General features: G+C 73.4%; 21 protein-coding genes and 1 pseudogene. 12 read left to right on the top strand and 10 right to left on the bottom strand.

Features of this window, described 5'->3' with window-relative positions; translation table 11 throughout:
* From ACFE60_RS07375 to ACFE60_RS07365, 3 genes are all read left to right on the top strand, one after another.
* The coding region (locus ACFE60_RS07375; protein ID WP_375388205.1) for a xylulokinase at positions 1 to 1,506 on the top strand (1,506 nt) is incomplete at its 5' end.
* A 21-nt stretch (positions 1,507 to 1,527) separates the two neighbouring features.
* A complete protein-coding gene (locus ACFE60_RS07370) occupies positions 1,528 to 1,779 on the top strand; it encodes a ribbon-helix-helix protein, CopG family (protein WP_375388204.1) in 252 nt (83 codons plus the stop codon).
* Positions 1,776 to 2,153 carry a PIN domain-containing protein gene (locus ACFE60_RS07365; protein WP_375388203.1) on the top strand — a complete coding sequence of 126 codons (378 nt, stop codon included), beginning with the start codon at positions 1,776 to 1,778 and terminating at the stop codon, positions 2,151 to 2,153. The genes ACFE60_RS07370 and ACFE60_RS07365 overlap by 4 nt, the downstream gene beginning before the upstream one ends.
* A 14-nt stretch (positions 2,154 to 2,167) precedes the next feature.
* Here the strand turns inward: ACFE60_RS07365 and ACFE60_RS07360 are convergent, their stop codons facing one another.
* A complete protein-coding gene (locus ACFE60_RS07360; protein WP_375388202.1) occupies positions 2,168 to 2,572 on the bottom strand; it encodes a PPOX class F420-dependent oxidoreductase in 405 nt (134 codons plus the stop codon).
* A 114-nt stretch (positions 2,573 to 2,686) separates the two neighbouring features.
* Entirely contained in the window at positions 2,687 to 3,799 is a 1,113-nt protein-coding gene (locus ACFE60_RS07355) for a glycerate kinase (protein ID WP_375388201.1), read from the bottom strand.
* 97 nt (positions 3,800 to 3,896) lie between these two features.
* Between ACFE60_RS07355 and ACFE60_RS07350 the strand changes: the two genes are divergently transcribed.
* The 6 genes from ACFE60_RS07350 to ACFE60_RS07325 all read left to right on the top strand — a co-directional run bounded on the left by ACFE60_RS07350 (position 3,897) and on the right by ACFE60_RS07325 (position 13,298).
* Positions 3,897 to 4,976 carry a LacI family DNA-binding transcriptional regulator gene (locus tag ACFE60_RS07350; RefSeq protein ID WP_375388200.1) on the top strand — a complete coding sequence of 360 codons (1,080 nt, stop codon included), beginning with the start codon at positions 3,897 to 3,899 and terminating at the stop codon, positions 4,974 to 4,976.
* Positions 4,977 to 5,052: 76 nt separating this feature from the next.
* Positions 5,053 to 6,360, top strand: a complete 1,308-nt coding sequence (locus ACFE60_RS07345; protein ID WP_375388199.1) for an ABC transporter substrate-binding protein — start codon at positions 5,053 to 5,055, stop codon at positions 6,358 to 6,360.
* A gap of 4 nt (positions 6,361 to 6,364) precedes the next feature.
* Positions 6,365 to 7,333 carry a carbohydrate ABC transporter permease gene (locus ACFE60_RS07340; RefSeq protein ID WP_375388198.1) on the top strand — a complete coding sequence of 323 codons (969 nt, stop codon included), beginning with the start codon at positions 6,365 to 6,367 and terminating at the stop codon, positions 7,331 to 7,333.
* Positions 7,330 to 8,250 (top strand): carbohydrate ABC transporter permease, encoded by a 921-nt coding sequence (locus ACFE60_RS07335; RefSeq protein ID WP_375388197.1) that lies wholly within the window; start codon positions 7,330 to 7,332, stop codon positions 8,248 to 8,250. The genes ACFE60_RS07340 and ACFE60_RS07335 overlap by 4 nt, the downstream gene beginning before the upstream one ends.
* 93 nt (positions 8,251 to 8,343) lie before the next feature.
* On the top strand, positions 8,344 to 10,446 hold the full coding sequence (locus ACFE60_RS07330; protein ID WP_375388196.1) for an alpha-galactosidase: 2,103 nt from the start codon (positions 8,344 to 8,346) through the stop codon (positions 10,444 to 10,446).
* On the top strand, positions 10,443 to 13,298 hold the full coding sequence (locus ACFE60_RS07325; RefSeq protein WP_375388195.1) for a glycoside hydrolase family 2 TIM barrel-domain containing protein: 2,856 nt from the start codon (positions 10,443 to 10,445) through the stop codon (positions 13,296 to 13,298). Before ACFE60_RS07330 ends, ACFE60_RS07325 begins: the two co-directional genes overlap by 4 nt.
* Positions 13,299 to 13,368: 70 nt before the next feature.
* Here ACFE60_RS07325 and ACFE60_RS07320 read toward each other — a convergent pair whose 3' ends face one another.
* The 3 genes from ACFE60_RS07320 to xylA all read right to left on the bottom strand — a co-directional run bounded on the left by ACFE60_RS07320 (position 13,369) and on the right by xylA (position 17,155).
* Positions 13,369 to 14,433: an acyltransferase family protein gene (locus ACFE60_RS07320; RefSeq protein ID WP_375388194.1), complete on the bottom strand. Its 1,065-nt coding sequence runs from the start codon at positions 14,431 to 14,433 to the stop codon at positions 13,369 to 13,371.
* A gap of 87 nt (positions 14,434 to 14,520) precedes the next feature.
* The gene (gene xylB / locus ACFE60_RS07315; RefSeq protein WP_375388193.1) at positions 14,521 to 15,945 is read right to left on the bottom strand and encodes a xylulokinase; all 1,425 of its coding nucleotides are present in this window, start codon (positions 15,943 to 15,945) and stop codon (positions 14,521 to 14,523) included.
* 16 nt (positions 15,946 to 15,961) lie between these two features.
* Complete coding sequence (gene xylA / locus ACFE60_RS07310; RefSeq protein WP_375388192.1) at positions 15,962 to 17,155, bottom strand: xylose isomerase; 1,194 nt, start codon at positions 17,153 to 17,155, stop codon at positions 15,962 to 15,964.
* A gap of 143 nt (positions 17,156 to 17,298) precedes the next feature.
* On the opposite strand from xylA, the gene ACFE60_RS07305 reads away from it, so the two are divergent.
* Genes ACFE60_RS07305 through ACFE60_RS07295 form a run of 3 tightly spaced genes read left to right on the top strand, consistent with a single transcriptional unit; the run spans position 17,299 to position 20,269 of the window.
* Positions 17,299 to 18,051 carry a sugar phosphate isomerase/epimerase family protein gene (locus ACFE60_RS07305; protein WP_375388191.1) on the top strand — a complete coding sequence of 251 codons (753 nt, stop codon included), beginning with the start codon at positions 17,299 to 17,301 and terminating at the stop codon, positions 18,049 to 18,051.
* Positions 18,048 to 19,172, top strand: coding sequence for a Gfo/Idh/MocA family protein (locus ACFE60_RS07300; protein ID WP_375388190.1), 1,125 nt, complete (start codon positions 18,048 to 18,050; stop codon positions 19,170 to 19,172). Before ACFE60_RS07305 ends, ACFE60_RS07300 begins: the two co-directional genes overlap by 4 nt.
* On the top strand, positions 19,169 to 20,269 hold the full coding sequence (locus ACFE60_RS07295) for a Gfo/Idh/MocA family protein (protein ID WP_375388189.1): 1,101 nt from the start codon (positions 19,169 to 19,171) through the stop codon (positions 20,267 to 20,269). Before ACFE60_RS07300 ends, ACFE60_RS07295 begins: the two co-directional genes overlap by 4 nt.
* 56 nt (positions 20,270 to 20,325) lie before the next feature.
* On the opposite strand, the gene ACFE60_RS07290 is transcribed toward ACFE60_RS07295, so the two are convergent.
* The 5 genes and pseudogenes from ACFE60_RS07290 to ACFE60_RS07270 form a co-directional block, all read right to left on the bottom strand.
* Complete coding sequence (locus ACFE60_RS07290; protein WP_375388188.1) at positions 20,326 to 21,477, bottom strand: Gfo/Idh/MocA family protein; 1,152 nt, start codon at positions 21,475 to 21,477, stop codon at positions 20,326 to 20,328.
* On the bottom strand, positions 21,474 to 22,484 hold the full coding sequence (locus ACFE60_RS07285; protein ID WP_375388187.1) for a sugar phosphate isomerase/epimerase family protein: 1,011 nt from the start codon (positions 22,482 to 22,484) through the stop codon (positions 21,474 to 21,476). The genes ACFE60_RS07290 and ACFE60_RS07285 overlap by 4 nt, the downstream gene beginning before the upstream one ends.
* A 10-nt stretch (positions 22,485 to 22,494) precedes the next feature.
* On the bottom strand, positions 22,495 to 23,202 hold the full coding sequence (locus ACFE60_RS07280) for a ThuA domain-containing protein (RefSeq protein WP_375388186.1): 708 nt from the start codon (positions 23,200 to 23,202) through the stop codon (positions 22,495 to 22,497).
* Positions 23,199 to 25,229: a GMC family oxidoreductase N-terminal domain-containing protein gene (locus tag ACFE60_RS07275; RefSeq protein ID WP_375388185.1), complete on the bottom strand. Its 2,031-nt coding sequence runs from the start codon at positions 25,227 to 25,229 to the stop codon at positions 23,199 to 23,201. The genes ACFE60_RS07280 and ACFE60_RS07275 overlap by 4 nt, the downstream gene beginning before the upstream one ends.
* 116 nt (positions 25,230 to 25,345) lie before the next feature.
* Positions 25,346 to 25,461: pseudogene (locus ACFE60_RS07270) on the bottom strand (carbohydrate ABC transporter permease); the annotation flags it as partial.

The following is a 25,461-nucleotide window of genomic DNA, read 5'->3' as shown; positions in this document are numbered from 1 at the left end:
GTGCTGGTCGGCGGCGACGCCGCCGAGGTGCTCGCCACCGGCGGCCACGACTGGGAGAACCGCTTCGTCGACCGCCGCTGGACCTACTCGCTCGAGGACGTGGAGACCGGCCTGCAGGCGGCGTACCGGGCGCTCGCGGACGACGTGCGCGACCGGCACGGCGTCGACCTGGTCGAGGTCGCCGCGATCGGCGTCTCGGCGATGATGCACGGCTACCTCGCGTTCGACGCCGACGACCGGCTGCTGGTGCCGTTCCGCACCTGGCGCAACACCTCCACCGGCCCGGCCGCGGCCGAGCTGAGCGGGCTGCTCGGCGTCAACATCCCGCTCCGCTGGTCGATCGCCCACCTCCACCAGGCCGTCCTGGACCAGGAGGAGCACGTCGCGCGGATCGCGTCGATCACGACGCTCGCCGGGTACGTGCACCGGCGGCTGACCGGTCGTGCCCTGCTCGGCGTCGGCGACGCGTCGGGGATGTTCCCGATCGACTCCGCTACCCAGGACTACGACGCGGACCTGCTGGCCCGCTACGACGAGCGCGCGGCCGGGCGCGTGCCGCCCCTCCGGTCGCTGCTGCCGGAGGTGCTCGACGCCGGTCGCCGCGCGGGCGAGCTGACGGCGGAGGGCGCCGCGTTCCTCGACCCGTCCGGCGCGCTGCGTCCCGGCGCCGTGCTGGCGCCGCCGGAGGGTGACGCCGGCACCGGCATGGTCGCGACGAACTCGGTCGCGCCCCGCGCCGGGAACGTCAGCGTGGGCACGAGCGTCTTCGCGATGGTGGTGCTGGAGGGTCCCCTCGCGCAGGTGCACCACGAGCTCGACCTCGTCACGACGCCGTCGGGCGATCCGGTCGCGATGGTGCACTGCAACAACGGCGCGAGCGAGCTGGGCGCCTGGGCGCAGGTCTTCGCGCGGTTCGCGGAGGTCGTCGGCGCGCCGCTCGACGCCGACGCGGTCTTCGCGGCGCTGTTCCGCGAGGCGCTCGATGGGGAGGGGGACGCGGGCGGCCTGCTCGCCTACAACCTGCTGTCGGGCGAGCCGATCGCGGGGCTGGAGGAGGGTCGGCCCCTCGTCGTGCGGACCCCTGACAGCCGGCTGACCCTCGCCAACCTGATGCGCGCGCAGATCTACGGCGTCTTCGGCACGCTGGCGCTCGGCATGCGGGTGCTCGCGGAGGAGGGGGTGCGGCTCGAGCGGATGCTCGCGCACGGCGGCCTGTTCCGCACCGAGGGCGTCGCCGAGCGGTTCCTCGCTGGCGCGATCGACGCCCCGGTCGCCCTCGGCGAGACGGCCGCGGAGGGCGGCGCGTGGGGCATGGCGGTCCTCGCCGGCTACACCGCCTCGGGTGCGGAGGTCGACCTGGCCACCTACCTCCTGGAGCGCGTGTTCGCGGGCGCGTCGTTCCGCACGGTGCAGCCGGAGGCGGACGACGTGGCGGCCTTCGCGGCCTACCTGGACCGCTTCCGCGCGGGCCTGGTGATCCAGCGGGCGGCCATCGACGCGCTCTGAGTGATGATGTATGATTACATCATGGAGCGGACGCAGATCTCCCTCAACCCTGCCGAGCGGTCGCTGCTGGATGCGGAGATGGCTCGCACCGGTCGCTCGATGTCCGCGCTGGTCCGCGATGCGGTGCACGCGACCTACGGCGGCGGACACCGGGACGTCGACGACGACCTCGCCGTCCTGTCCGCGGTGTCGGGGGCGTGGACGGGGCGGTCGACGGACGGCGCGGACTGGGTCGACTCGCTGCGATCGGGCTCCCGCCTGTCCGAGCGATGACGACGGTCGTCGACACCTCGGTGCTCATCGATGTGCTGCGCGGCCGCATGGAGGCGGTCGACGCGGTGCGCAGGGCGCGCCTCCAGGGCTCGCTCCATGCGAGCGAGATCACCCGGATCGAGGTGCTTGCCGGCGTCCGGCGCGGCGAGGAGGCGTCGACGAGCGCGCTGCTCGAGCTGCTGACGTGGCACCCGGTCGACGGCGGGATCGCGCGGGCCGCGGGCGAGCTGGGGCGGACCTGGTTGCCGAGCCACAGCGGGATCGACGCGGCCGACCTCGCGATCGCTGCGACCGTCGAACGGCTGCAGGCCCGGCTGCTCACGCGCAACGTTCGGCACTTCCCGATGATCGAGGGGCTCGCCGCACCGTACTGAGGCTCGAGGCCCGGTCAGGCGCGCGTGATCCGCAGGATGACGCGGTCGCCCGGCTTGCGCTGGAGCCTGCGGATGAGGCGCTCGAAGCCGAGGACGAGCGTGTACTGCAGGCCGTACTTACGGCGCAGGGCGGCGGAGGCGGCCGGCTGCCCGTCGGCGGGACCGGCGATCTCGCACCGCGCCTCCACGGTCGTCGCACCGGGCTGCACCGCGCCCATCCGGCTGCACGGCCGCAGCGTGACGCGCGGATCGTTCCGCAGGCGCTTCACCTTGCCGGTCGACCGCTCCGTCGTGACGACCAGCGCGTCGCCCTGCGGCGCGATCCACACGGCTGTCGCGACGATCTCGCCGCTGCGCCGGTAGGTGCCGAGCGACACGAACGGCGCCGCCCCGACCTCGGCCCAGGCCGCATCCGTCATCGGTCCTCCTCGGAATCCGCAGGCCGGCCGCAACCGGCACCCGTGCCGAGCGCGGGATGAGGAGAGTCTGCGCCTGCGCTGGTGCGGGCGACCTCGGCGCCGCCTCCGCCAGGCTCAGCCCGCGGCGGTCCGGCGGGCGGCGAGCACCGCGCCGGCCTCGCGGAGCCAGCGCAGCGGGTCCGCCATCGCCGCCTCCGGCGTGCCCGCGAGGTCGCCGAGCAGCACCGCGTCGTCGAACGCCGCGGTGCTCGCCTCCGCCGCGCCGGCGACCAGCGCGACCCGGGTCCCGGCCGCGCGGGCGGCCCCCAGCAGGTGCCCGACGACCTTCCCGGTCGTGCTCTGCTCGTCGAACCGCCCCTCGCCCGTGATCAGCAGGTCGGCGTCGACGAGGAGGGCGTCGAGGCCGAGCGCCTCGGCGGTCGCGGCCGAGCCCGGGATCAGCCGCGCACCCCAGGCGAGCAGGCCGAAGCCGGTGCCGCCGGCGGCCCCGGCGCCCCTCGCCGCCGCGTCCACGTCGGGCAGCAGCGCCGCGAACCGGCGCAGCCGGTCGTCGAACAGGTCGATGCGATCCGGCATCACGCCCTTCTGCGGCCCGTACACCGCGCTCGCGCCGGCAGGGCCGTGGAGCGGCGCGACGACGTCCGTGAGCACCAGCGCACCGCCTGCAGGCAGCGGGCGCAGGTCCCTCAGGTCGATCGCGGAGGCGCGGCCGAGGCCCGCGCTGCCGGCGGGAACGGGTCGCCCGTCGTCGTCGAGGATCCGGGCGCCCAGCGCGGCGAGCATCCCGGCGCCGCCGTCGGTGGAGCAGCTGCCGCCGATCGCGAGGACGAGCCGCGGCGCGCCCGCGTCGAGCGCCGCCGCGATCGCCTCCCCGAAGCCGATCGTGTGCGCGGTGTCGGGCAGCGGGACCTCGAGCAGGGTGATGCCGCTGGTGGCGGCGAGCTCCACCACGGCGGTCCCGTCCGGCAGCCCCAGCCACGACGTGCGCACCCTCCTGCCGTCCGGCCCGAGCACCGTCACCGGATGCCGCACGGCGCCCGGGTGGGCGGTCTCGAACGCGTCGAGCGTGCCCTCGCCGCCGTCGGCCGTCGGCACCGGCCGCACGTCGTCCTCCGGCCGCACGCGGGCCCAGCCCTCCGCGATCGCGCGGGCCGCGTCGCGCGCGGCCGCGGTGCCCTTGAACGAGTCCGGAGCGACGACGACCCGTCGCCCGCCTCCGATCCGCACGACCCTGTTGTACCCCCGGCGCTCCGGGTGCGCCGACGAAGCCCGACGGCGTCGCCGCTAGCATCCGCTGACGGGCGAGGCCCCGAGCGGAGGCACCATGGGTCAGGAGCGGGCGCGACCGCCGTCGATCCACGACGTCGCCAGCCGCGCCGGCGTCTCGTACCAGACCGTGTCCCGCGTGCTCAACGGGGCGCCACGGATCCGCCCGGACACCATCGAGCGCGTGCAGCGGGCGATCGGCGAGCTCGGCTACCGGCCGAACCGCGCGGCGCGGGCGCTCGTCACCCGCCGCACCCGCACCATCGGCGTCCTGCTCACGGCGAAGACGTTGCACGGGCCGTACAGCTCCTTCCTCGCGATCGTGGACGCCGCGGCCGAGCGCGGGTACGGGGTCACCACCACCCCGATCGCCAGCGACGACGCCGCGGCAATCACGGACGCGGTCGAGCAGCTGCTCGCCCACGGCATCGACGGCATCGTGGCCATCGCGCCGCAGGACCGCGCCAGGGACGCGCTGCACCGCATCGACGCGCACGTGCCGGTCATCACGCTGCAGGGCGGGCCGGACGAGGTGGAGGACTTCGGCCTCGACCAGCGGGAGGCGGCCAGGATCGCGGTGGAGCACCTGGTCGCGCTCGGGCACCGGTCGATCCTGCACATCCCCGGGCCGCGGGGCTGGGCCGAGTCGGAGGAGCGGGAGCGCGGCTACCGCCGAGCGATGGCCGACCACGGCCTGGTCGCCGAGGTGACGGAGCGCGGGGACTGGACGGTCGACGGCGGGTACCGGGTCGCGCTCGCCACGCTGCCGGCCGGCGACGTGTCCGCGGTGTTCGCGGCGAACGACGAGATGGCGATCGGTGCCATCGCGGCCGCCAGGGACCTGGGCCTCGACGTGCCCGGCGGCCTGTCGGTCGTCGGCGTCGACGACGTGCCGGTCGCGCGGTTCGTGGCGCCCGCGCTGACGACCGTGCGCCAGGACTTCCCGCTGATCGGGCGGCGAGCGCTCGACGTGCTGATCGCGGAGATCGAGGGGGACGCGGTCCCTGCCATCCACGAGCGCCTGCCGCCGGAGCTGGTGGTCCGCCGCAGCACCGCGCAGGTCACGAATCCGTCTCTTCCGACGGCACGTGTTTCGCTCGGGGAGGTCGGCGGCCCTAGTATTCGACCTCGGATGTGAACGTTTCGCATCAGCAGCAGCACCGTCGGCCGGCCAGCACGAACGACGGGGAGCCGGACGCACGAAGGAGTGGTTCATGGTGGCAATGGGTTCTGGGCGGTTCGAGGTCAACCGTCGCAATCTGATCCGCGGAGCGGGTCTCGGTGCCGTCGCGCTCGGAGGGACGCAGCTGCTCGCCGCGTGCTCCGGCTCGTCGACCGGCGGGTCCTCCGGCGGCGGCGGAGGCGGCACGGTCAGCTTCGGCTCGGCCGCCTCGGACGACGTGCCCAAGCGCGCGTACGCGGCGTTCGTCTCCGCGTTCGAGAAGAAGTCGAAGGACAAGGTCAACACGACCACGACCGACCACAACGGCTTCCAGGAGAAGATCAACAACTACCTCCAGGGCAGCCCCGACGACGCGTTCACCTGGTTCGCCGGGTACCGGATGCGCTACTACGCGGCCAAGGGCCTCGTCGGCGACGTGTCGGACGTGTGGACGAAGATCGGCTCGAACTTCTCCGACGGCCTCAAGCAGGCGTCCACGGCGGACGACGGCAAGCAGTACTTCGTGCCGAACTACAACTACCCGTGGGGCTTCTTCTACCGGAAGTCCGTCTGGCAGTCGGCCGGCTGGGAGGTCCCGGCGACCTTCGACGACCTGATCGCGCTCTGCAAGAAGATGAAGGCCAAGGGCGTCATCCCGATCGGGTTCGCGGACAAGGACGGCTGGCCCGCCATGGGCACGTTCGACTACCTGAACATGCGCGTCAACGGGTACCAGTTCCACGTCGACCTCTGCGCGCACAAGGAGGGCTGGGACACCCCGCAGGTCAAGGAGGTGTTCGACACCTGGAAGCAGATGCGCGAGTACCAGGACCCCGCGGCGCTCGGTCTCACGTGGCAGGAGGCGGCGCAGAAGCTCGGCAAGAAGCAGGCGGGCATGTACCTGCTCGGCTCCTTCGTGACGCAGCAGTTCACCGACAAGGCGGTGCTCGACGACATCGACTTCTTCCCGTTCCCCGAGGTGAAGGTCGAGGGCACCGACTCCGTCGAGGCCCCGATCGACGGCCTGATGCTGTCGAAGAAGGGCGCGCAGAACCAGGCCGCCAAGGACCTGCTCGCCTACCTCGGCACCGGCGCGGGCCAGGAGGCGTACTACTCCATCGACAAGTCGAACATCATGACGGCGAAGGACGCCGACACGTCCGGCTACTCCGCCTTCACGAAGAAGCTGTCCGGGGTGATCGCCGACGCGAAGCACATCAGCCAGTTCTTCGACCGCGACGCGCTGCCCGCGATGGCATCGAACGTCATGATCCCGACCCTGCAGAGCTTCACGAAGTCCGGCACGGTCGACCTGGCGAGCGTCGAGAAGCAGGCGAAGTCGCTCTACGCGGACGCGTAGGCAGATGGTCGACATCCAGCCGGTCGGCGTCGGCCGGATGACCGAGTCCGGGTCGGGGGCCACGCCCCCGGCCCGGCGCGGGCGCCTCCGCTCCTTCACGCGGCGCGACGCGATCGTGCTCGGCGTGATGGTCGCGATCCCGACCCTGATCGAGCTCGTGCTGATCTGGCTGCCCACGGTCGGATCGATCGTGCTGTCGTTCTTCCGCTGGGACGGGCTCAGCCTCACGAGCTTCAAGCCCGCTGGGGTGTCGAACTACGCGTTCGTGTTCACGAACTCGCCGGAGTTCTACCCCGCGGTCCTGCACACCGTGGTGTGGCTGCTGTTCCTCGCGATCATCGGGACCCCGCTGGGCCTGCTGCTCGCCGTGCTGCTCGACCAGCCGATCCGTGGCAGCCGCATCTACCAGAGCATATTCTTCGCCCCGGTGATGCTGTCCGTGGCGCTGATCGGCGTCGTGTGGCAGCTGTTCTACGCGCAGGACGAGGGCCTGCTGAACAACGTGCTCGGCACGGCCGGCACCCCCGCGGCCGTCAGCTGGTTCGGCGACTCCGACGTCAACCTGTGGGCGGCGCTCGTCGCCGCGACGTGGCGGCACTCCGGCTACATCATGATCCTGTACTTAGCGGGGCTGAAGGGCGTCGATCCCAGCCTGAAGGAGGCGGCGGCGCTCGACGGAGCGAACGCCAGGCAGATCTTCTTCCGCATCGTCTTCCCCGCGATGGCCCCGACGAACGTGATCATCGTGGTGATCACGATCATCGAGTCGCTGCGCGCCTTCGACATCGTGTACGTCATCAACCGCGCGACGAACGGCCTCGAGCTCGTGTCGTCGCTGGTGGTGAAGTACCTGGTGGGCGAGGGGCAGGTGATCGGCATCGGCACCGCGTTCGCGGTCGTGCTGCTCGTCGTCTCCCTGATCCCGATCGTCTTCTACCTGTCGCGCACGTTCGGCAAGGGAGCAGAGCAGTGACCGCCACCACCTCGACCAGGACCACGTCGGCGACGGCGGTCCCGAGGACCGCCGCCCGCACCAGGCGCAAGCCCCGGCACACCGGCACGTACGTGCTGCTCACCGTGCTCGCGGTGATGTGGCTGATCCCGCTGCTCTGGTCCGTGTACACGTCGCTGCGACCGAAGGCCGAGACCGACCGCCTTGGCACCTTCTCGATCGGCGGCACCTACAACCTCGCCAACTACGCGCAGGCGTGGACCCAGGGCGGCATCGCGAAGTACTTCCTGAACTCGGTGATCATCACGATCCCGACGGTGGTGCTGACCCTGTTCCTGGCCTCGCTGATGGCGTTCGCGGTGAGCCGCTTCTCCTGGCGGTTCAACACCACGCTGCTGATCGCGTTCACGGCGGGCAACCTGCTGCCGCCGCAGGTGCTGGCGGCGCCGGTGTTCGAGCTGTTCAAGCTGATCCAGATCCCGTACTCGATCTCCGACTCGGGCTCGCTGCTGAACCAGCTGGTCGGCGTCATCGCGATCAACACGGCGTTCCAGGTCGGCTTCTGCACCTTCGTGCTGTCCAACTACATGCGGGCGCTGCCGATGGAGCTGAACGAGGCGGCCCGGGTGGACGGCGCCGGGGTCTGGCGGCAGTACACCTCCGTGGTGATGCCGCTCACCCGTCCGGCGCTCGCGGCGCTCGGCACGCTCGAGGTCATCTTCATCTACAACGACTACTTCTGGCCGCTGATCCTCATCCAGAGCGGCGACCGCCTGCCGGTCACCACCGCGATCAACAACCTGCAGGGGCAGTTCCTGTCGAACTACAACCTGCTCGCAGCCGGAGCGGTGATCATCGTCCTGCCGACCCTGATCATCTACCTCGCGCTGCAGCGGCAGTTCGTCGCCGGCCTGACGCTCGGCGCGAACAAGGGCTGACCCGCTTCTCGCGACTGCATCGTGAAGGCGATCTGGCACGCCAGATCGCCTTCACAATGCACTGCCTGCTGTCCTGAACCGGAAGGAACCGCGTTGCCCGACCAGCACTACCTCGAGGCCGCGGGTGTCGGCCTCCTCGTCGACACGGCCGGCGGCGACCCCGTGATCGTGCACTGGGGCGCCCCGCTCGGGCCGGACGTGCCCGACGCGGCGCTGCTCGCGGCGTCGGTGCCGCCCTCGAACTTCGACGAGCCGGTGCGTCCGTCGCTGCTGCCGCAGCTGTCCCGCGGCTGGCGCGGCAGGCCGGCGGTGCGGGGCAGCCGGGCCGGCGCGGCGTTCTCGCCGAGGCTCGAGCAGACCGGGGTGGAGGCGACCGCGACGTCGCTCGAGCTGCGGCTGGCCGACCTGCTCGCCGGCATCGAGGTGACGATCCGGCTGGCCCTGCAGCCGTCCGGGCTGCTGCTCGTCGACGGCCGGCTGACCAACACGGGGACCGACGCCTACGCGCTGGACCGATTCGACCTCGTGCTGCCGGTGCCGGCGCACGCGCGGGAGTCCCTCGACACCACCGGCCGCTGGGTGCGGGAGAAGCATCCGCAGCGCCGCGCGATCGACCTGGGCACGTGGGTGCGGTCCGGGCGGCACGGCCGCACCGGCCACGACGCGACCGCGGTGATCGCCGCGGGCACGCCCGGCTTCGGCTGGCGGACCGGGGAGGTGTGGGCGCTGCACCTCGGGTGGAGCGGGAACCACGAGGCCTTCGTCGACGCGCTGCCGAGCGGGCAGACGACGATCGGCGCGGGGGAGCTGCTGGAGCCGGGCGAGGTCGTGCTCGGGCCGGGTGAGTCGTACGCGACCCCGACCGCCTACGGCGCCTGGTCCGCCACCGGCCTCGACGGCGTCAGCGCCCGCCTGCACGAGTGGATCCGCGCGCGCCCGCAGCACCCCGCCACGCCCCGCCCCGTCGTGCTGAACACGTGGGAGGCCGTGTACTTCGAGCACGACCTCGCGAACCTGACCGAGCTGGCGGACGTCGCGGCCGGCATCGGCGTCGAGCGGTTCGTGCTCGACGACGGCTGGTTCGGCAACCGCCGGCACGATCGAGCGGGCCTGGGCGACTGGTGGGTCGACCCGGCGGTGTGGCCGGACGGGCTCGGGCCGCTCATCGACCACGTGCGGGACCACGGCATGGAGTTCGGCCTCTGGGTCGAGCCGGAGATGATCAACGAGGACTCCGACCTCGCTCGCGAGCACCCCGACTGGATCTCGCGCCCAGGCGACCGGACGTCGCTCGAGTGGCGGCACCAGCAGGTGATCGACCTCGTGCACCCGGAGGCGTGGCAGCACGTGTTCGAGTCGATCTCGAAGCTGCTGACCGAGTACCCGATCGCGTACCTGAAGTGGGACCAGAACCGCGACCAGCTGGAGCTGGGGCACGACGGGCGCGCGTCGACGCGCGAGCAGACGCTCGCCGCCTACCGCTTGTTCGACGCCCTGAAGGAGCGCCACCCGGACGTCGAGATCGAGTCCTGCTCGTCGGGCGGGGGGCGCGTCGACCTCGGCGTGCTGCAGCGCACCGACCGGGTGTGGACGTCGGACACCAACGACGCGCTCGAGCGGCAGACGATCCAGCGCTGGACGCAGCTGCTCGTGCCGCCGGAGCTGGTCGGCGCGCACGTCGGCCCCACCACCTCCCACAGCACGAGCCGCACCCACGACATCGGCTTCCGCACCGCGACCGCGCTGCTCGGCCACTTCGGCATCGAGTGGGACATCCGCGGCGCGACGGAGGAGGAGCAGCAGGGGCTCGCCGCCGCGATCGAGGTCTACAAGCGGTGGCGGCCCGTGCTGCACGCCGGCCGGCTCGTGCGGGCGGACCACCCGGATCCCGCATCGCAGCTGACCGGCGTCGTCGCGGAGGACGGCTCGCGGGCGATCTACTCGTGGGTGACCCTGTCCGCCTCCGCGTTCGAGACGCCGCTGCCGGTGCGGCTGCCCGGTCTCACCCCCGAGCGGCGGTACCGCGTGGCGCTCGCCCTGCCCCTCCACGACGCCGACGTCACGCAGCGGTCCGCCGCGCCCTGGCTGGCGGACGGGATCGTGCTCTCCGGCCGTGCGCTGGCCGAGCTGGGGCTGCCGATGCCCGTGCTGAACCCGGAGCGCGCCCTCGTGCTCACGCTGGAGGAGGTCCGATGACCGACGCGCTCACCGAGCAGGCCCTGATCGGCGACGGCTGGCTGCCGCCGCGCGCGCGGTTCGCCACCGACGCCTCCGTGCAGTCGCTGAACGGGGAGTGGGCCTTCCGCGCCTCCGCCTCGCCCGCGACCGCACCGGACGACCTGGCCGACGCCGGCCTCGACGACTCGGCGTGGGAGCGCATCCCGGTGCCGTCGAGCTGGCCGATGCAGGGCCACGGCGCCCCGGCATACACGAACACGCGGTTCCCGTTCCCGATCGATCCGCCGCACGTGCCGGACGACAACCCGGTCGGCGACCACCGCGTCGCGTTCGACTGGGCCTCCGACGACACCCGCGCGGTCCTCCGGCTCGACGGCGTCGACGCGACCGCGGAGGTGTGGCTGAACGGCGAGCGGCTGGGCAGCACCGCGGGCAGCCGCCTGGTGCACGAGTTCGACGTGACCGCCTCCCTCCGCACCGGCGCGAACGTGCTCGCCGTGCGGGTGGTGCAGTGGGCGGCGACGAGCTACCTCGAGGACCAGGACATGTGGTGGCTGCCCGGCATCTTCCGGGACGTCACCGTGCAGGCCGCGCCTGCCGGCGGCGTCCAGGACGTCGTGGTGCAGGCCGCGTTCGAGGACGGTGCGGGCGTGCTGACGGTCGACGCGGTCACGCGCGACGGCGCCGTGGCGACCGTGGACGTGCCGTCGCTCGGCCTCACCGGGCTGGCGACCGGCGTCGCGCACCGCCTCCCGGACGTGCCGGCATGGACCGCGGAGACCCCGCACCTGGTCGACGTCGAGGTCGCGACCACGAGCGAGCGCGCCGCCCTGCGGGTCGGCTTCCGCTCGATCACGGTCGAGGACGCGCAGCTGAAGGTGAACGGCAGGCGGATCCGGATCCGCGGCGTCAACCGCCACGAGCACCACCCCGACCTCGGCCGGGTCGTGCCGGCGGAGGTGGTGCGGGCGGAGCTGCTGCTGATGAAGCAGCACAACATCAACGCGATCCGCACCTCCCACTACCCGCCGCACCCGGACCTGCCCGGCCTCGCGGACGAGCTCGGGTTCTGGCTCGTCGCGGAGTGCGACCTGGAGACCCACGGGTTCGTCCACGTCGACTGGCGCGACAACCCGAGCGACGACGCGGCGTGGGAGCCGGCCTACCTGGACCGGATGCGCCGCACGGTCGCCAGGGACCGCAACCACCCGAGCGTGATCATCTGGTCGCTCGGCAACGAGGCGGGCACGGGGGCGAACCTCGAGGCGGCCTCGAAGCTGGCGAAGTCGCTCGACCCGGAGCGGCCGATCCACTACGAGGGCGACTGGTCCAGCACCTACGTCGACGTCTACTCGCGGATGTACGCGCACCAGGACGAGGTCGACGCGATCGGCCGGCAGGCGGAGGAGCCGCTCGACGACGCGGCCGCCGACGCCCACCGGCGCGCGCTGCCGTTCCTGCAGTGCGAGTACGTGCACGCGATGGGCAACGGCCCCGGCGGGATGAGCGAGTACGAGGCGAGCTTCCGCTCCTACCCGCGCACGCAGGGCGGGTTCGTGTGGGAGTGGCTGGAGCACGGCATCCGCCGCACGACCGACGACGGCCGCGAGTTCTTCGCGTACGGCGGCGACTTCGGCGAGGAGATCCACGACGGCAACTTCGTCGCGGACGGCCTCGTCGACGCCGACCGGCGTCCGCGGCCGGGCCTGCTCGACTACAAGAAGGTCGTCGAGCCGGTCTGGATGACCGTCGACGGCGAGCGGCTGACCGTCGTGAACGGGTACGACTTCACCGGGCTGGACCATCTCGCCCTCCTGTGGACGCGCGGGTCCGCCTCCGGGGCGCTCGACCTGCCCGCGGTCGCGCCCGGCTCGTCGGCCGAGGTGCGGCTGCCCGCCGAGGCGCTCGGCGACGGCGTGCTGACCGTGCGGGCGGTGCTCGCCGCGGACACCGAGTGGGCGCAGGCCGGGCACGAGGTCGCGTGGGTGCAGGGCGGAGCGCTCGCCGCGCCCGCGCCGGCCGGCGACCGCGCTCCCGAGGCGGAGGGGGAGGTGCTGCGGCTCGGGCCTGCCGCGTTCGACGCGGCGACCGGGCGCCTCCGCTCCCTCGGGGACACCGCGGTGGACGGTCCGGCGCTCGCGCTCTGGCGCGCACCGACGGACAACGACCGCGGCGTCGCCGAGTTCGCTCCCGGCGGGGTCAGCGACGCGGACGCGTGGGCGCTCGCCGGGCTGGACCGCCTTCATACCCGCGTCGTCGCGGTGCGCGCGTCCGGGGACGCGCTCGAGGTCGAGACCGTCGTCGCGACGGCCGCCGCCGACCACCGCGTGCGGATGCTCGAGCGGTGGACGAGCGACGGCTCGGCGCTGCGGCTCGACCTGACGCTGACCCCCGAGGGGGCGTGGCCGTCGGGCTGGGCGCGGGCCGGGCTCGAGCTCGAGCTGCCGTGGGCGCCGGACGCGATCGCGTGGGACGGCTACGGCCCCGGTCAGCGCTACCCGGACACGGGCCAGTCCCAGCGGCTCGGCACCTGGGCGGTGGACGGAGCGGTCGGGCTGCACACCGACTACGTCAAGCCGCAGGAGAACGGGTCGCGCTCCGGCGTGACCCGGGTCGCGGTGTCGACGGGAGGTCGCGGCTTCTCCGTCGAGGGCGACGGCTTCGCGTTCACGGCGAGCCCGTGGACCTCGGCCGAGCTCGCCGCCGCGGCGCACCCGACCGACCTGCGGCCCGCGGGGGAGCGCACCCGCCTCGTGCTCGACCTCGCGGAGCACGGCATCGGTACCGCCTCCTGCGGCCCCGGCGTCCTGCCGCAGTACCGCCTGGCCGCGCGCGAGGTCACCGGGACGCTGGTCTTCCGCGTCCTCTGATCCGGACTCCGGGCGACTTCGGTCGTTCCGGGCGTGGATTCGCGCCCGGAACGACCGAACACGCCCGGATTCAGACGGGCTTCGGGCTCCGGAAGGGCCACCGCGGGTCCGTCACCGGCCGCATGATCCGCGCGACCGGCGTCGACGCCAGCAGCAGCGTGACCGCCGCCGAGAGCAGGACCAGCAGCACGAGCGACAGCGGCAGGCCGGCGATCACGTCGTCCACCCGCAGCCGGCGGAAGGCCTCGATCAGCGGCGTGTGCAGCAGGTAGACGGCCATCGTGTTCGCGCCGAGGGAGGAGAACCGGAACTCGCGGCGCGGGATCAGCACCAGCACCGCGACGGTCATCGCGGCGCCGATCGTGAGGAACGTGAGCCGCAGCAGCACCCCGAGCGGGTCGGCGATGTCCATGCCCGGGTAGCCGCGCCGGTAGAACAGCAGCTGGTTCGTGAACACCGGCAGCCGCGTCAGCAGCAGCACGACGCCCGCAAGTACGGCGAGCGCCGCACCTGCACCGATGCGCACCCCCGTGGTCGGGCGGAGGAACCATGCCCGCTCCCCGACCCCCAGCTGCCGCAGCCGCCAGCCGAGCACGAAGAACGGCAGCATCGCGAGCGTCCGGCTGGCCGAGAACTGCGTACCGACGACCGGCGACAGCCCGACGGCCAGCGAGACCGCGGTCACGGTGATCAGCGGGAAGCGCAGCTGCGCCAGGTACGGCAGCAGGATCCGCATCGAGACGAGGGCGACGAGGAACCACAGCGTCCAGCTGGGCAGCACGAGGAAGTCCGCGGGGAACGGGTCGTCGCCGGTCAGGGCGCGGATGCCGACCCAGCCCGCCTCCGCCAGCAGCCAGGTGACCAGCAGCTTCGCGGTGCCGACGAGCGACTTCGCGTCGAGCCGGTCCGCGCGGGCGAACCAGCCGGAGACGAGCAGGAACGCCGGCATGTGGAAGGCGTAGACGACGTCGTAGATCGCGGTCGTCAGCGGGCTGCCGCTGCGCAGCGTCTCGATCGAGTGCCCGAACACGACGAGCACCATCAGCCCGAGGCGGGCGTTGTCCCAGAGCGCGACGCGACCGCCGGGCCGCCCGGCCGCGACGGCGGGGGGCACGCTCGACGTCGCGCGGGTCACCCCTCCATGTTCCCACCACCTGCAGCGAACCTGATCGGACCCTTCGTTCTGCAGGTTCACCGGACCTGCAGAACGAAGGGCGAGGGCTCAGGAGAGGGCGGCGGCCGCCCGGTAGGCGTCGAGGATCTCGGGGCGGTGGTCCGGAGCGGGGGAGGCGACGTCCGGCACCGGCCACTGCGGGCGTCTGCCCGACAGCGCCCAGCCCGCCTGCACCGCGGCGCCGAGCGCGACGTACTCGCCCGGGGCCGGCACGACGACCGGTTCGGCGAACACCTGCGCCGCCACCGCCTGCACCGCCGGGTTCAGCGCGGCGCCGCCGATCAGCAGCAGCCGCTCGGCGACGACGCCCTGGCCCTGCACCGCCGCGAGGCCGTCGGCGAGCGCGCAGAGCAGCCCCTCCACGGCAGCGCGAGCGAGGTCCTCCCGCGTCGTGTTGCCGATCGTCATCCCGAGGAGCGACGCCGTCGCGTCCGGCTTGTTGGGCGTCCGCTCGCCCGCGAAGTACGGCACGAGCACCAGGCCGCCCGCACCCGGCGACGCCGCGAGCGCCAGCCGGCCGAGCCCGTCGTGGTCGACGCCGAGCAGCGCGGCGGTCACGTCGAGGATCCGCGCCGCGTTCAGCGTCGCGATCAGCGGCAGGTACTCGCCGGAGGCGGAGGCGAACCCCGCGACCGTGCCGGAGGCGTCGTGCGTGGGCGTCGGGCTGACCGCGAACACGGTGCCGGAGGTGCCGATCGACACGACGACGTCGCCCGCGCTCGCGCCGAGGCCGAGCCCGGCGCCCGCGTTGTCGCCCGCACCCGCACCGACCACGATGCCGGCGGGCACCCCCGGGACGCCCTCGACGGTGCGGCCGGCGACCTCGGACGGGCCGAGCACCCGCGGCAGGACCACGTCGTGCCCGAGCGCCAGCTGCAGCACCCCGCGGTCGTAGCGGTTCCGCGTCGGGTCGAAGTACCCGGTGCCGGAGGCGTCGGACCGGTCGGTCGCGAGCGCCTCGAGCACGGGACCGGAGGGGGACTCGTCCTCGGGGCCGTAGCCGAGCAGCCGCCAGGTCAGCCAGTCGTGCGGCAGCGCGACCGCAGCGACCCGAGACGCGTTGTCGGGTTCCGCGTCGCGCAGCCAGCGCAGCTTCGTCGACGTGATCGAGGCGACCGGGACGGTGCCGGTGCCGTTCGCGAGCGCCGCCGCGCCCGCCTCCTCGATCAGCTGGAGCGCCGCCGGCGCCGAGCGGGTGTCGTTCCAGAGCAGCGCGTCGCGGATCACGCGGCCGTCCGCGTCGAGCACGACCATCCCGTGCTGCTGGCCGGCGATCGAGATCGCGGCGACGTCCTCGAGCCCGCCCGCGTCCGCGATCGCGGTGCGCAGCGCGTCCCACCAGGCGGCCGGGTCGACCTCCGTGCCGTCCGGGTGGGTCGCGCGCCCGGAGCGCACGACCGCACCCGTGTCGAGGTCGCGGACGACCACCTTGCAGCTCTGCGTCGACGAGTCGACGCCGGCGACGAGCGTCATCGGTCGGCCGCGCAATTCAGCTGCGGGCGCCGAGCAGGTGCTCGAGCGCGAGCTGCTGGAGGCGGACGAACCCGAAGCCCTTGCCGTCGAAGTACGCACCGGAGTCGAACTCCTCGTACGCGCTGCGGTCCGCGAGCAGGTCGTCGTAGGACTCGCCGTCGCCGAGCGTGGGCTGCGCGAGCTCGGCGACGCGGGCGGCCGCGAGCGCCTCCTGCACCTCCGGGTCGGCGCGGAACGACTGCGCGCGCTCCTTGAGCAGCAGGTACATCCGCATGTTCGCGGCGGCGGAGTCCCACACGCCGGTCTCGTCCTCGGTGCGGCTGGGCTTGTAGTCGAAGTGGCGCGGGCCGTCGTACCCGGCGCCGCCGGCGAGGCCGCCGTGCTCGAGCAGGTCGACGAGCGAGAACGCGGTGTGCAGGTCGCCGTGCCCGAAGACGAGGTCCTGGTCGTACTTGATCGAGCGCTGCCCGTTCAGGTCGATGTGGAAGAGCTTGCCGTGGTACAGCGCCTGCTGGATGCCGGCGGTGAAGTTCAGGCCCGCCATCGTCTCGTGGCCGACCTCGGGGTTCACGCCGACCAGCTCGGGGCGCTCGAGGGTGTCGATGAAGGCGAGCGCGTGCCCGACGGTCGGCAGCAGGATGTCGCCGCGCGGCTCGTTCGGCTTCGGCTCGATCGCGAAGCGCAGGTCGTAGCCCTTGTCGGTGACGTAGTCGCCGAGCAGGTTCACGGCCTCGCGGTAGCGCTCGAGCGCCTGGCGGATGTCCTTCGAGGTGTCGTACTCCGCGCCCTCGCGGCCGCCCCACATCACGAAGGTCCTCGCGCCCAGCTCGGCGGCGAGGTCGATGTTCCGCAGCACCTTGCGCAGCGCGAAGCGGCGCACCGCGCGGTCGTTGGAGGTGAACCCGCCGTCCTTGAAGACCGGGGCGCTGAACAGGTTGGTCGTGATCATCGGCACGATGACGCCGGTGTCGGCGAGCACCTGCTTCAGGCGATCGATCTGCGTCTGCCGCTCGGCGTCGGTCGAGCCGAACGCGAACAGGTCGTCGTCGTGGAAGGTGAGGCCGTACGCGCCCAGCTCGGAGAGCCGCTCGACCGCGTGCACCACGTCGAGCGGAGCGCGGGTCGGGCCGCCGAACGGGTCCGCCCCGTTGTAGCCGATGGTCCAGAGACCGAAGGAGAACTTGTCGTCGCGGGTCGGCGTGAGCGCCATGGAAGGGTCCGTTTCCTCGTCGAAGTCGGTGCTTGCGGCAAAATGTTGCAGGAAGCAACATAGACCGTGCCAGGATGGTCGGCAACGCCTGATCGATCTTCTCGACCGGCACCGCGCACAGCGGAGTGCGATAGGAGTGCAGCATGACCCGAGCCCCTGTGTCCGTCCAGCTCTACTCGGTCCGCGACCGCCTCGCCGAGGACCTCGAAGGGACGCTCGAGCGGCTCGCGGCCCTCGGGTTCACGGCGGTCGAGCCGTACGGCGTCTTCGTCGTCGGGTCCGACGCGTACGCCGCGGCGCTCGCGTCCTCGGGCCTTGACGCGCCGTCCGCGCACGCCGGGATCCTCGAGCTGTCCGACCCCTCGCCCGCCTTCGAGGCGGCGGCCTCGATCGGCGTGCGGACGGTCATCGACCCCGCGCTGCGCACCGACGACTGGGAGACCGTCGCCGGCATCGCGCGTATCGCGGAGCGGATGAACCGGGCCGCCGAGCAGGCGCGCGGGTTCGGCCTGACCTTCGGGTACCACAACCACTGGTGGGAGGTGGAGGCGCGGCCGAACGGCACCCCGGCGCTCGAGCAGCTGGCCGCCCGCCTCGACGACGGCGTCGTGCTCGAGGTCGACACGTACTGGGTCGAGGTCGGCGGGATCTCCGCCCCCGACCTGCTCGCCCGCCTCGGCGACCGGGTCCGCCTGCTCCACGTGAAGGACGGGGACAAGAGCCGCGACGTGAAGCGGCAGCTGCCGGCCGGCGAGGGCGCGATGGACGTGCCCGCGGTGCTCGCCGCGGCGCCCACCGCCACGCGGGTGCTCGAGTTCGACGACTACGAGGGCGACACGATCGACGGCCTCGCCGCCTCCCTCGCGTACCTCGACACGGTGGAGGAGGGCCGGTGACGGTCGGGGTGGGGCTGATCGGGGCGGGCGTCATCAGCGCCCAGTACCTGGCGAACCTCACGACGTTCCCGGACCTGGAGGTCCGCTTCGTCGCGGACATCGACCTCGAGCGCGCGGCGGCCAGGGCGGAGGAGTTCGGCGTGCCCGCCTCCGGCACGGTCGAGCAGCTGCTCGCCGACGACGGCATCGGGATCGTCGTCAACCTGACGCTGCCGTCCGTGCACGCGGAGGTGGATCTGCAGATCCTCGCCGCGGGCAAGCACGTGTGGAGCGAGAAGCCGATCGCGACGAGCGCGGCCGATGCGCGGCGCGTGCTCGACGCGGCGGAGGCGGCCGGCCTGCGGGTCGCGGTCGCGCCGGACACGGTGCTCGGCGCCGGCCTGCAGACCGCGTTCCGCGCCATCGCGGACGGGCGGATCGGCGCCCCGCAGACCGCGACGACCATGGTGCTGAACCCCGGACCGGACCGCTGGCACCCGGCGCCCGAGTTCCTGTTCCAGGCGGGCGGCGGGCCGCTGCTCGACCTCGGCCCCTACTACCTGTCGACCCTCGTGACGGTGTTCGGCTCCGTCGCCCGCGTCTCGGCGGTCGGCGGGATCGCCCGCCCGCAGCGCGTCGTCGAGTCCGGCCCACGCGCGGGCACGACGTTCGACGTGACGGTGCCGACGCACTCCGCGCTGCTGCTCGAGTTCGCCGGCGGCGGCTCGGCCCAGGCGACGTTCTCGTTCCAGTCGGCGCTGCCGCGGGCCGGGTTCTTCGAGATCACCGGCACCGAGGGCGCGATCGTGCTGCCGGACCCGAACATGTTCGACGGGGCGTCGCAGCTGTGGACGCAGCGGTCGTGGCGCGGCGTGACCGGGCAGGACCAGCCGGAGCCCGAGACGATCGAGGCCGCCGGCCCCGACGACGGCCGCGGGCTCGGCGTGCTCGAGCTGGCCCGCGCCGTCGCCGCGGGCGTGCCGGAACGCGCCTCCGGTGCGCTCGCCGCACACGTGCTGGACGTGATGCTCGCCGCGGCCCGCTCCGCCGAGACCGGCACCACGGTCGAGGTCGCCAGCCGCATCCTCACGCCCGCCCCCCTGCCCGCGGACTGGGACCCGACCGAGAGGACGCTGCCGTGACCGACTCCCCCCTCCGCATCGCCGTGATCGGCGTGGGCGTGATCAGCGCGCAGTACTTCGCGAGCCTCCCGCGCCTGCCGGGCCTGCGGCTCGTCGCGGTCGCCGACCTCGACATGGGCCGCGCCGCCGAGGTCGCGGCCGAGCAGGGCGTCGAGGCCCGCACGGTCGACGAGCTGCTCGCCTCCGACGATGTGGACGCGGTGCTGAACCTGACGATCCCGGCGGTGCACGTCGAGGTCGGCACCCGGATCCTCGAGGCCGGGAAGCACGTGTACGCCGAGAAGCCGCTGGCGCTCAGCCCGGACGAGGCCGCGCCGATGCTGGCGCTCGCCGCGGAGCGCGGGCTGCGGGTCGGCAGCGCGCCGGACACCGTGCTCGGCACCGGCGTGCAGACCGTGCGGCGCCTGATCGACGACGGCGCGATCGGCCAGGTGCTGACCGCGGACGCGCACTGGAGCGCGCCGGGGCACGAGCGCTGGCACCCGGCCCCGTTCTTCTACTACCAGCCGGGCGGCGGGCCGCTGCTCGACATGGGGCCGTACTACCTGACCGCCCTCGTGACCCTGCTCGGGCCGGTCGTCCGGGTCTCCGGCGTCAGCATCCGGTCGCCGCGCGAGCGCACCGTCGCCACGGGTCCGCGGGCGGGGGAGGCGGTGCCGGTCGCCGTCGACACGGGCGTCAGCGGCATCCTCGAGCACGCGAGCGGCGCGGTGTCCCGGGTGTCGTTCTCCTTCGACACCTGGGCGACGCGCGCGCCGCTGTTCGAGGTGCACGGCACGGCCGGCTCGATCGCCGTCCCGGACCCGAACACGTTCGACCTCCCGGTCGAGGCGTGGACCACGGAGACGGGGGAGTGGCGCACGGTGGCGGCGAACGCCGGCTACGCGGACGCGGGCCGCGGCTACGGGCTCGCCGACATGGCGCACGCGATCGCCACCGACCGCCCGCACCGCGCCTCCGGCGAGCTGGCGCAGCACGTCCTCGAGATCATGGACGCGATCCCCCGCTCCAGCGCGGAGCACGCGGTGATCACCCTGACGACGACGGTGGACCGCCCCGCCGCGGTCCCGCAGGGCGCCACCCCCGACTCCTGGTAGATCCGTTGTGAAGGAGTTCCTGCGCCGAAGGCCAGGAACTCCTTCACAACGGAGGGCTACAGGTCGACCCAGCTGCCGCCGGAGGCCTCGATCGCGGCGAGGACCTGCTGCACGGCGAGCCCGTCGGCGAAGGAGGGGGAGGGGTCCCGGCCCGCGACGATCGCGTCGACGAAGTCGCGCACCTCGTGCGTGAAGGTGTGCTCGTACCCCAGCCCGTGGCCGGCCGGCCACCAGGCGCCGACGTACGGGTGCTCGGGCTCGGTGACCTGGATCCGGCGGAAGCCGTTCTCCGCCGCGGGGAGGGCGGCGTCGAAGAGCTCGAGCTCGTTCATCCGCTCGAAGTCGAACGCGAGCGACCCCTTCGACCCGTTCAGCTCGATGCGCATCGCGTTCTTCCGGCCGACCGCGAAGCGGGTCGCCTCGAACGTCGCCAGCGCGCCGCGGTCCGTGCGGGCGACCCAGACGGCCGCGTCGTCGACCGTGACCTCGCCGCGCTCCTCCGAGCCCGTCGCGGTGAGCCCCCCGGTCTGCTCCGCGAGCCGCGGGCGGGTCTTCACGAACGTCTCGGTGATCCCGGTCAGGCCGGTGAGCCGGTGCCCGGTCAGGAACGTCGCGAGGTCGATGATGTGCGCGCCGATGTCGCCGAGCGCCCCGGAGCCGGCCGCGTCCTTGTCGAGCCGCCAGACGAGCGGGAACTCCGGGTCCGCGATCCAGTCCTGCAGGTAGGCGGCCCGGATGTGGCGGACGTCGCCGATCCGCCCCTCGTCGACCAGCTGCTTCGCGTACGCGAGCGCGGGGGTGCGACGGTAGGAGAAGCCGACCATCGACCGCACGCCCTCGAGGGAGGCGGCCCTGGCCGCGGCGACCATCCGCTGCGCGCCCGCGACGGAGTTCGCGAGCGGCTTCTCGCACAGCACGTGCTTGCCCGCCTCCAGCGCGCCGATCGCGATGTCGACGTGGCTGTCGCCCGGCGTGCAGACGTCGACGACGTGGACGTCCGGGTCCGCGACCGCGTCGCGCCAGTCGGTCAGCACGGTCGGGATGCCGAACGCGTCGGCGAAGGCCTGCGTGCGCTCGCGGTTCCGCCCGATCACGTGCGTGACGCGGGCGGGCGTGCCGAAGAACTTCGCGGCCTGCGCCCACCCGGAGGTGTGGATGCGGCCCATGAAGGCGTAGCCGGCGACGGCCACGTTCAGCGTCTCGGTCATGCGTCCTGCTTCCTGGAGAAGGCCGCGTCGAAGGCGGCGGCGGGGGGCTGGATCGCGTTCAGGCCGCGGATGATCGCGAGCGCCTCGGGGGCGCCGAGCGTGCGCTCCATGCCGGCGTCCTCCCACTCCACGCTCGTGGGTCCGTCGTAGCCGATCGCGTTCAGGGTGCGGAAGATCCGCTCCCACGGCACCTCGCCGTGCCCGACGGACACGAAGTCCCACCCGCGGCGCGGATCGGCCCAGGGGAGGTGGGAGGCGAGCCGACCGTTGCGCCCGTCGAGGTGGGTGACCGACTCCTTGCAGTGCACGTGGAAGATCCGCTCGGCGAAGTCGAGCAGGAACATCGACGGGTCCAGCTGCTGCCACACGAAGTGCGACGGGTCGAAGTTGAAGCCGAACGCCGGGTGGTCGATCGCCTCCAGGGCCCGCTTCGCCGTCCAGTAGTCGTAGGCGATCTCGGACGGGTGCGGCTCGAAGGCGAACCGCACGCCCTGCTCGGCGAACACGTCGAGGATCGGCGTCCACCGGGTGACGAAGTCGTCGAACCCGCGCTGCACGAACGCCTCGGAGGCGGGCGGGAACATGCCGACCGCGTGCCAGATCGACGAGCCGGTGAAGCCGGTGACGGTGGTGGCGCCCAGCGCCTTCGCGGCCTTCGCGGTCGCGATCATCTCCGCCGCGGCCCGCTGCCGCACCCCCTCCTGGTCGCCGTCGCCCCACACCCGGTCGGACAGGATGTCGCGGTGCCGCTCGTCGATCGGGGAGTCGCACACCGCCTGCCCGGCCAGGTGGTTGCCGATCGTCCAGACCTGCAGGCCGTGCCGGTCGAGGACCGCCCGCTTCTCCGCGACGTACGCGGGGTCCTCCGCCGCGCGGACGACGTCGAGGTGGTCGCCCCAGCAGGCGATCTCGAGGCCGTCGTAGCCCCACCCGGCCGCCAGCCGCGCCACCTCCTCGAACGGCAGGTCGGCCCACTGGCCGGTGAACAGGGTGACGGGACGCGTCATGGTGCTCCTCCTACTCCGCGGGCCTGGCCGCCCAGAGCAGGCCGCGCTCGATGATCGTGCGGACCGCCGGGTGCTGCACGACCTCCAGCCGGTGCCCGGGGGTGGACACGACGATGCGACCGGCGCCCCACCGCCGGGTCCAGACGGCGGGGAAGGTCACCGGGCGGTCCCAGGCGTCCCAGTCGCGCTTCGCCTGCGTCGTCGTGGCCAGCACCTCGTTGTAGGCGTCGGACAGCACCCAGTACTGCTCGGTGGTGAGATCGAAGTCCTCGATCCCCTCGGTGAGCGGGTGGCTGCGGCCGACCTCGGTGATCTCGACCGTGTAGTCCTCGTAGTTGTCGGACTGCTCGCCGGTCGCCTCCTCAGGCGGGCGCACGGAGGCGTGGTGCGCGAACTGCCCGCCGATCAGCTGCAGGTAGTCGGCGCTGTCGCGGTACGAGTCGGCGATGCCGCCGTGCCAGCCGACCATCCCGGTGCCGGCGCGCACCGCGGCGATCAGGCCGGCGAGGGCCTCCTTCGAGATCGTCGACATGGTGACGACCTGCACGACCAGGTCGACGCCGGCCATCCGCTCGGCGTCGGCGTACGCGTCGGGCGACTCCTCCACCGCGACCGAGAAGCCGTGCTGCTCGAGGAACGGGACGAAGGAGTCGGTGGTCTCGACGGGCATGTGCCCGTCCCAGCCGCCGCGGACGATCAGCGCGGTCCTGTCGGTCATCGGGTCCTTCCTGCGGTGGCCGCCGGCCAGGAGGCCACCAGGTGCTCGGCGACGCGGAACGCGTTCGCCGTGATCGTCAGCGTCGGGTTGACGCTGCCGTTGGTCGGGTGCAGCGACGAGTCGCACACCACGATCCGCCGGGTGCCCCACGGGCGCCCGAAGGCGTCGGTCGCGCTGACGGCGGGATCGAGTCCCATCCTGGCGGTGCCGCATGAGTGCTCGCCCGCGGCGGAGGCGGTCGCGGTGCCGCGCTGCCGGAACACGCCGGTGGCGCCCGCGGCCTGCAGCCACCGCTCGCCCTGCACCGCCATGCCGTCCTCGACCTGCTGGGAGGCGCCGTGCACCCGCTTCTCGAGCGCCGCGCCCGGCCGTCCCCAGCGGTCGCGCACCGCGCCCAGGGTGACCCGGGAGGTGGGCATCGGGATCTCCTGCCCCATGCCGAAGACGCCGAAGACGTTCGCCCGCGGGCCGGCCATCCAGTCCTTGTGGCCCCGGCCCCAGGTGGGCACGCCGACCGCGCCGGTGCCGGCCCAGGTGAGCGGCAGCAGGCTCATCAGGTCGACGAGCACGCCGCCGCCCCACGGGATCGTCGTACCGTGCACGTGGTCGAGCGTCGCGACGGAGTGCCCGGGCCCCACGAACGGCTTCACCGGCTCGGCAACGTCGCCGAGGACCGTCGTGAAGCGGTGGTCGTGCAGGTGGCGGCCCAGGTGGTCGTTCCCGAGACCGCTGGCGAGCAGCAGCCGAGCGGTCTCGACGGCACCCGCCGCCACGACGACCACCTCCGCCCGCAGCTCCAGCCGCACCGGCTCGGTCGACGCGGCCGCCATCACGGTCACGCCGGCGACGTCGGCGCCGTCGCGCACCTCGGTCACCTCCGCGTCGTAGAGCACGTCGCACCGCCCGGTCGCCGCGGCGCGGGGGAGGAAGGTGTTGTGGCTGCCGTTCTTCGCGTCCACCGGGCACGCGTGCCCGACGCACTGCGGGCAGCGCACGCAGGCGGGCCGCCCGTCGTGCGGCACGCTGTTCAGCGCGAGCGGGATCGGGCCCCAGCCCCAGCCGAGCCGCTCGGCCGCAGCCCCCAGCAGCTCGCGGGCCGGCTCGGTGCCGAAGCCCGGCATCGGGTAATGGGCGGACCGGTGGGTCCGGCCGGTGAGGCCGCCCTCCTCCCCGGCGACGCCGAGCTCCTGCTCCGCGCGCGAGTAGTACGGCTCCATCTCGTCGTAGTCGACCGGCCAGTCGACGAGGCTCGCGCCGTCCGGGTTCCCGTAGGTCGACGCCATCCGGAAGTCCTCGGGCAGGAACCGCCAGGCCATGCCCTGCCACAGGCGGGTGCCGCCGCCCATGGCGTTCGCGTTCAGCCCGTACAGCGCGGCGTCGTCCGTGCCCTCGACGACGACCTCGCGATCGGGCAGCAGGGCGACGCGAGGATGGCCGGCGCCCGGGCCGGCGGTCGGCCGGTACAGCGCGTTCCGCTTGCCGCGCAGGTGGTCGCCGCGCAGCGCCGCGCTCGGCACCCGCTGCGCCCGCTCGATCACCAGCACGCTGCGGCCGGCCTGAGCCAGCAGCTGCGCGGCCACGCCGCCGCCCGGGCCGCTGCCGACGACGATCGCGTCGTAGGAGGCGCGCACGCCCACCACCCCGACGTCGGGCACGAGGTCCGGCTCGACCGGCACGACCCCCTGCGGCACCGCGCGGAACCCGACCAGCTCGAGCCCGACGGGTGAGGCGCCCTCCCGGGCCGCGTAGTAGCCCTCGAAGCAGATGCGGCGCAGGGCCGCGAAGTCGGCGTCCGCCTCCGTCGTGGCCAGGATCGCGTCCTGCTCGGCGGGCGGCAGATCGGCGAACGCGCGGTCGCCCGCCAGCTGCTCCAGCCGCCGGGCGAGCCGCTCGAGGGCGGGCTCGGCCCAGTCGAGGTCCGGGGAGGTGGCGAGGTACTCGCCGACGCCGCCCGCCCAGCCGCCGGCCCAGCGGTCCGCCGGGATGATCCGGTCGACCGCCGCCCGGATGCCGCTCGACACCTGCACGCCCACTCCTTCGCGGATCCGGATGGAACGGACGACACGCCGGTGCCGAGGAGCCGGCACCGGCGTGTCGTCCAGCGGATCCGGATCCGCGAGAGGGATCCGGATCTGCGAGGGCGCTAGCGGCCGGCGAGGGAGCCGCCGATGCCGCCGACGCTGAAGTACTTGTTCAGGAAGGCGAACAGGATGACCGGCGGCGCCATCATGACGACGGCGACGGCCATGACCGAGCCCC

It is taken from the genome of uncultured Amnibacterium sp., from assembly GCF_964245895.1.
GTDB lineage: Bacteria > Actinomycetota > Actinomycetes > Actinomycetales > Microbacteriaceae > Amnibacterium.
The sequence above is the reverse complement of the archived record's forward strand: the minus strand, read 5'-3'. Positions and strand labels throughout refer to the sequence as shown.

Coding starts and splice junctions, on each gene's coding strand:
- ACFE60_RS07370 (WP_375388204.1), top strand. CDS start 1,528: ATGGAGCGGACGCAGATCTCCCTCAACCCTGCCGAGCGGTCGCTGCTG.
- ACFE60_RS07350 (WP_375388200.1), top strand. CDS start 3,897: ATGGGTCAGGAGCGGGCGCGACCGCCGTCGATCCACGACGTCGCCAGC.
- ACFE60_RS07360 (WP_375388202.1), bottom strand. CDS start 2,572: ATGACGGATGCGGCCTGGGCCGAGGTCGGGGCGGCGCCGTTCGTGTCG.
- ACFE60_RS07345 (WP_375388199.1), top strand. CDS start 5,053: ATGGTGGCAATGGGTTCTGGGCGGTTCGAGGTCAACCGTCGCAATCTG.
- xylA (WP_375388192.1), bottom strand. CDS start 17,155: ATGGCGCTCACGCCGACCCGCGACGACAAGTTCTCCTTCGGTCTCTGG.
- xylB (WP_375388193.1), bottom strand. CDS start 15,945: ATGACGCTCGTCGCCGGCGTCGACTCGTCGACGCAGAGCTGCAAGGTG.
- ACFE60_RS07325 (WP_375388195.1), top strand. CDS start 10,443: ATGACCGACGCGCTCACCGAGCAGGCCCTGATCGGCGACGGCTGGCTG.
- ACFE60_RS07290 (WP_375388188.1), bottom strand. CDS start 21,477: ATGACCGAGACGCTGAACGTGGCCGTCGCCGGCTACGCCTTCATGGGC.
- ACFE60_RS07340 (WP_375388198.1), top strand. CDS start 6,365: ATGGTCGACATCCAGCCGGTCGGCGTCGGCCGGATGACCGAGTCCGGG.
- ACFE60_RS07280 (WP_375388186.1), bottom strand. CDS start 23,202: ATGACCGACAGGACCGCGCTGATCGTCCGCGGCGGCTGGGACGGGCAC.
- ACFE60_RS07365 (WP_375388203.1), top strand. CDS start 1,776: ATGACGACGGTCGTCGACACCTCGGTGCTCATCGATGTGCTGCGCGGC.
- ACFE60_RS07305 (WP_375388191.1), top strand. CDS start 17,299: ATGACCCGAGCCCCTGTGTCCGTCCAGCTCTACTCGGTCCGCGACCGC.
- ACFE60_RS07285 (WP_375388187.1), bottom strand. CDS start 22,484: ATGACGCGTCCCGTCACCCTGTTCACCGGCCAGTGGGCCGACCTGCCG.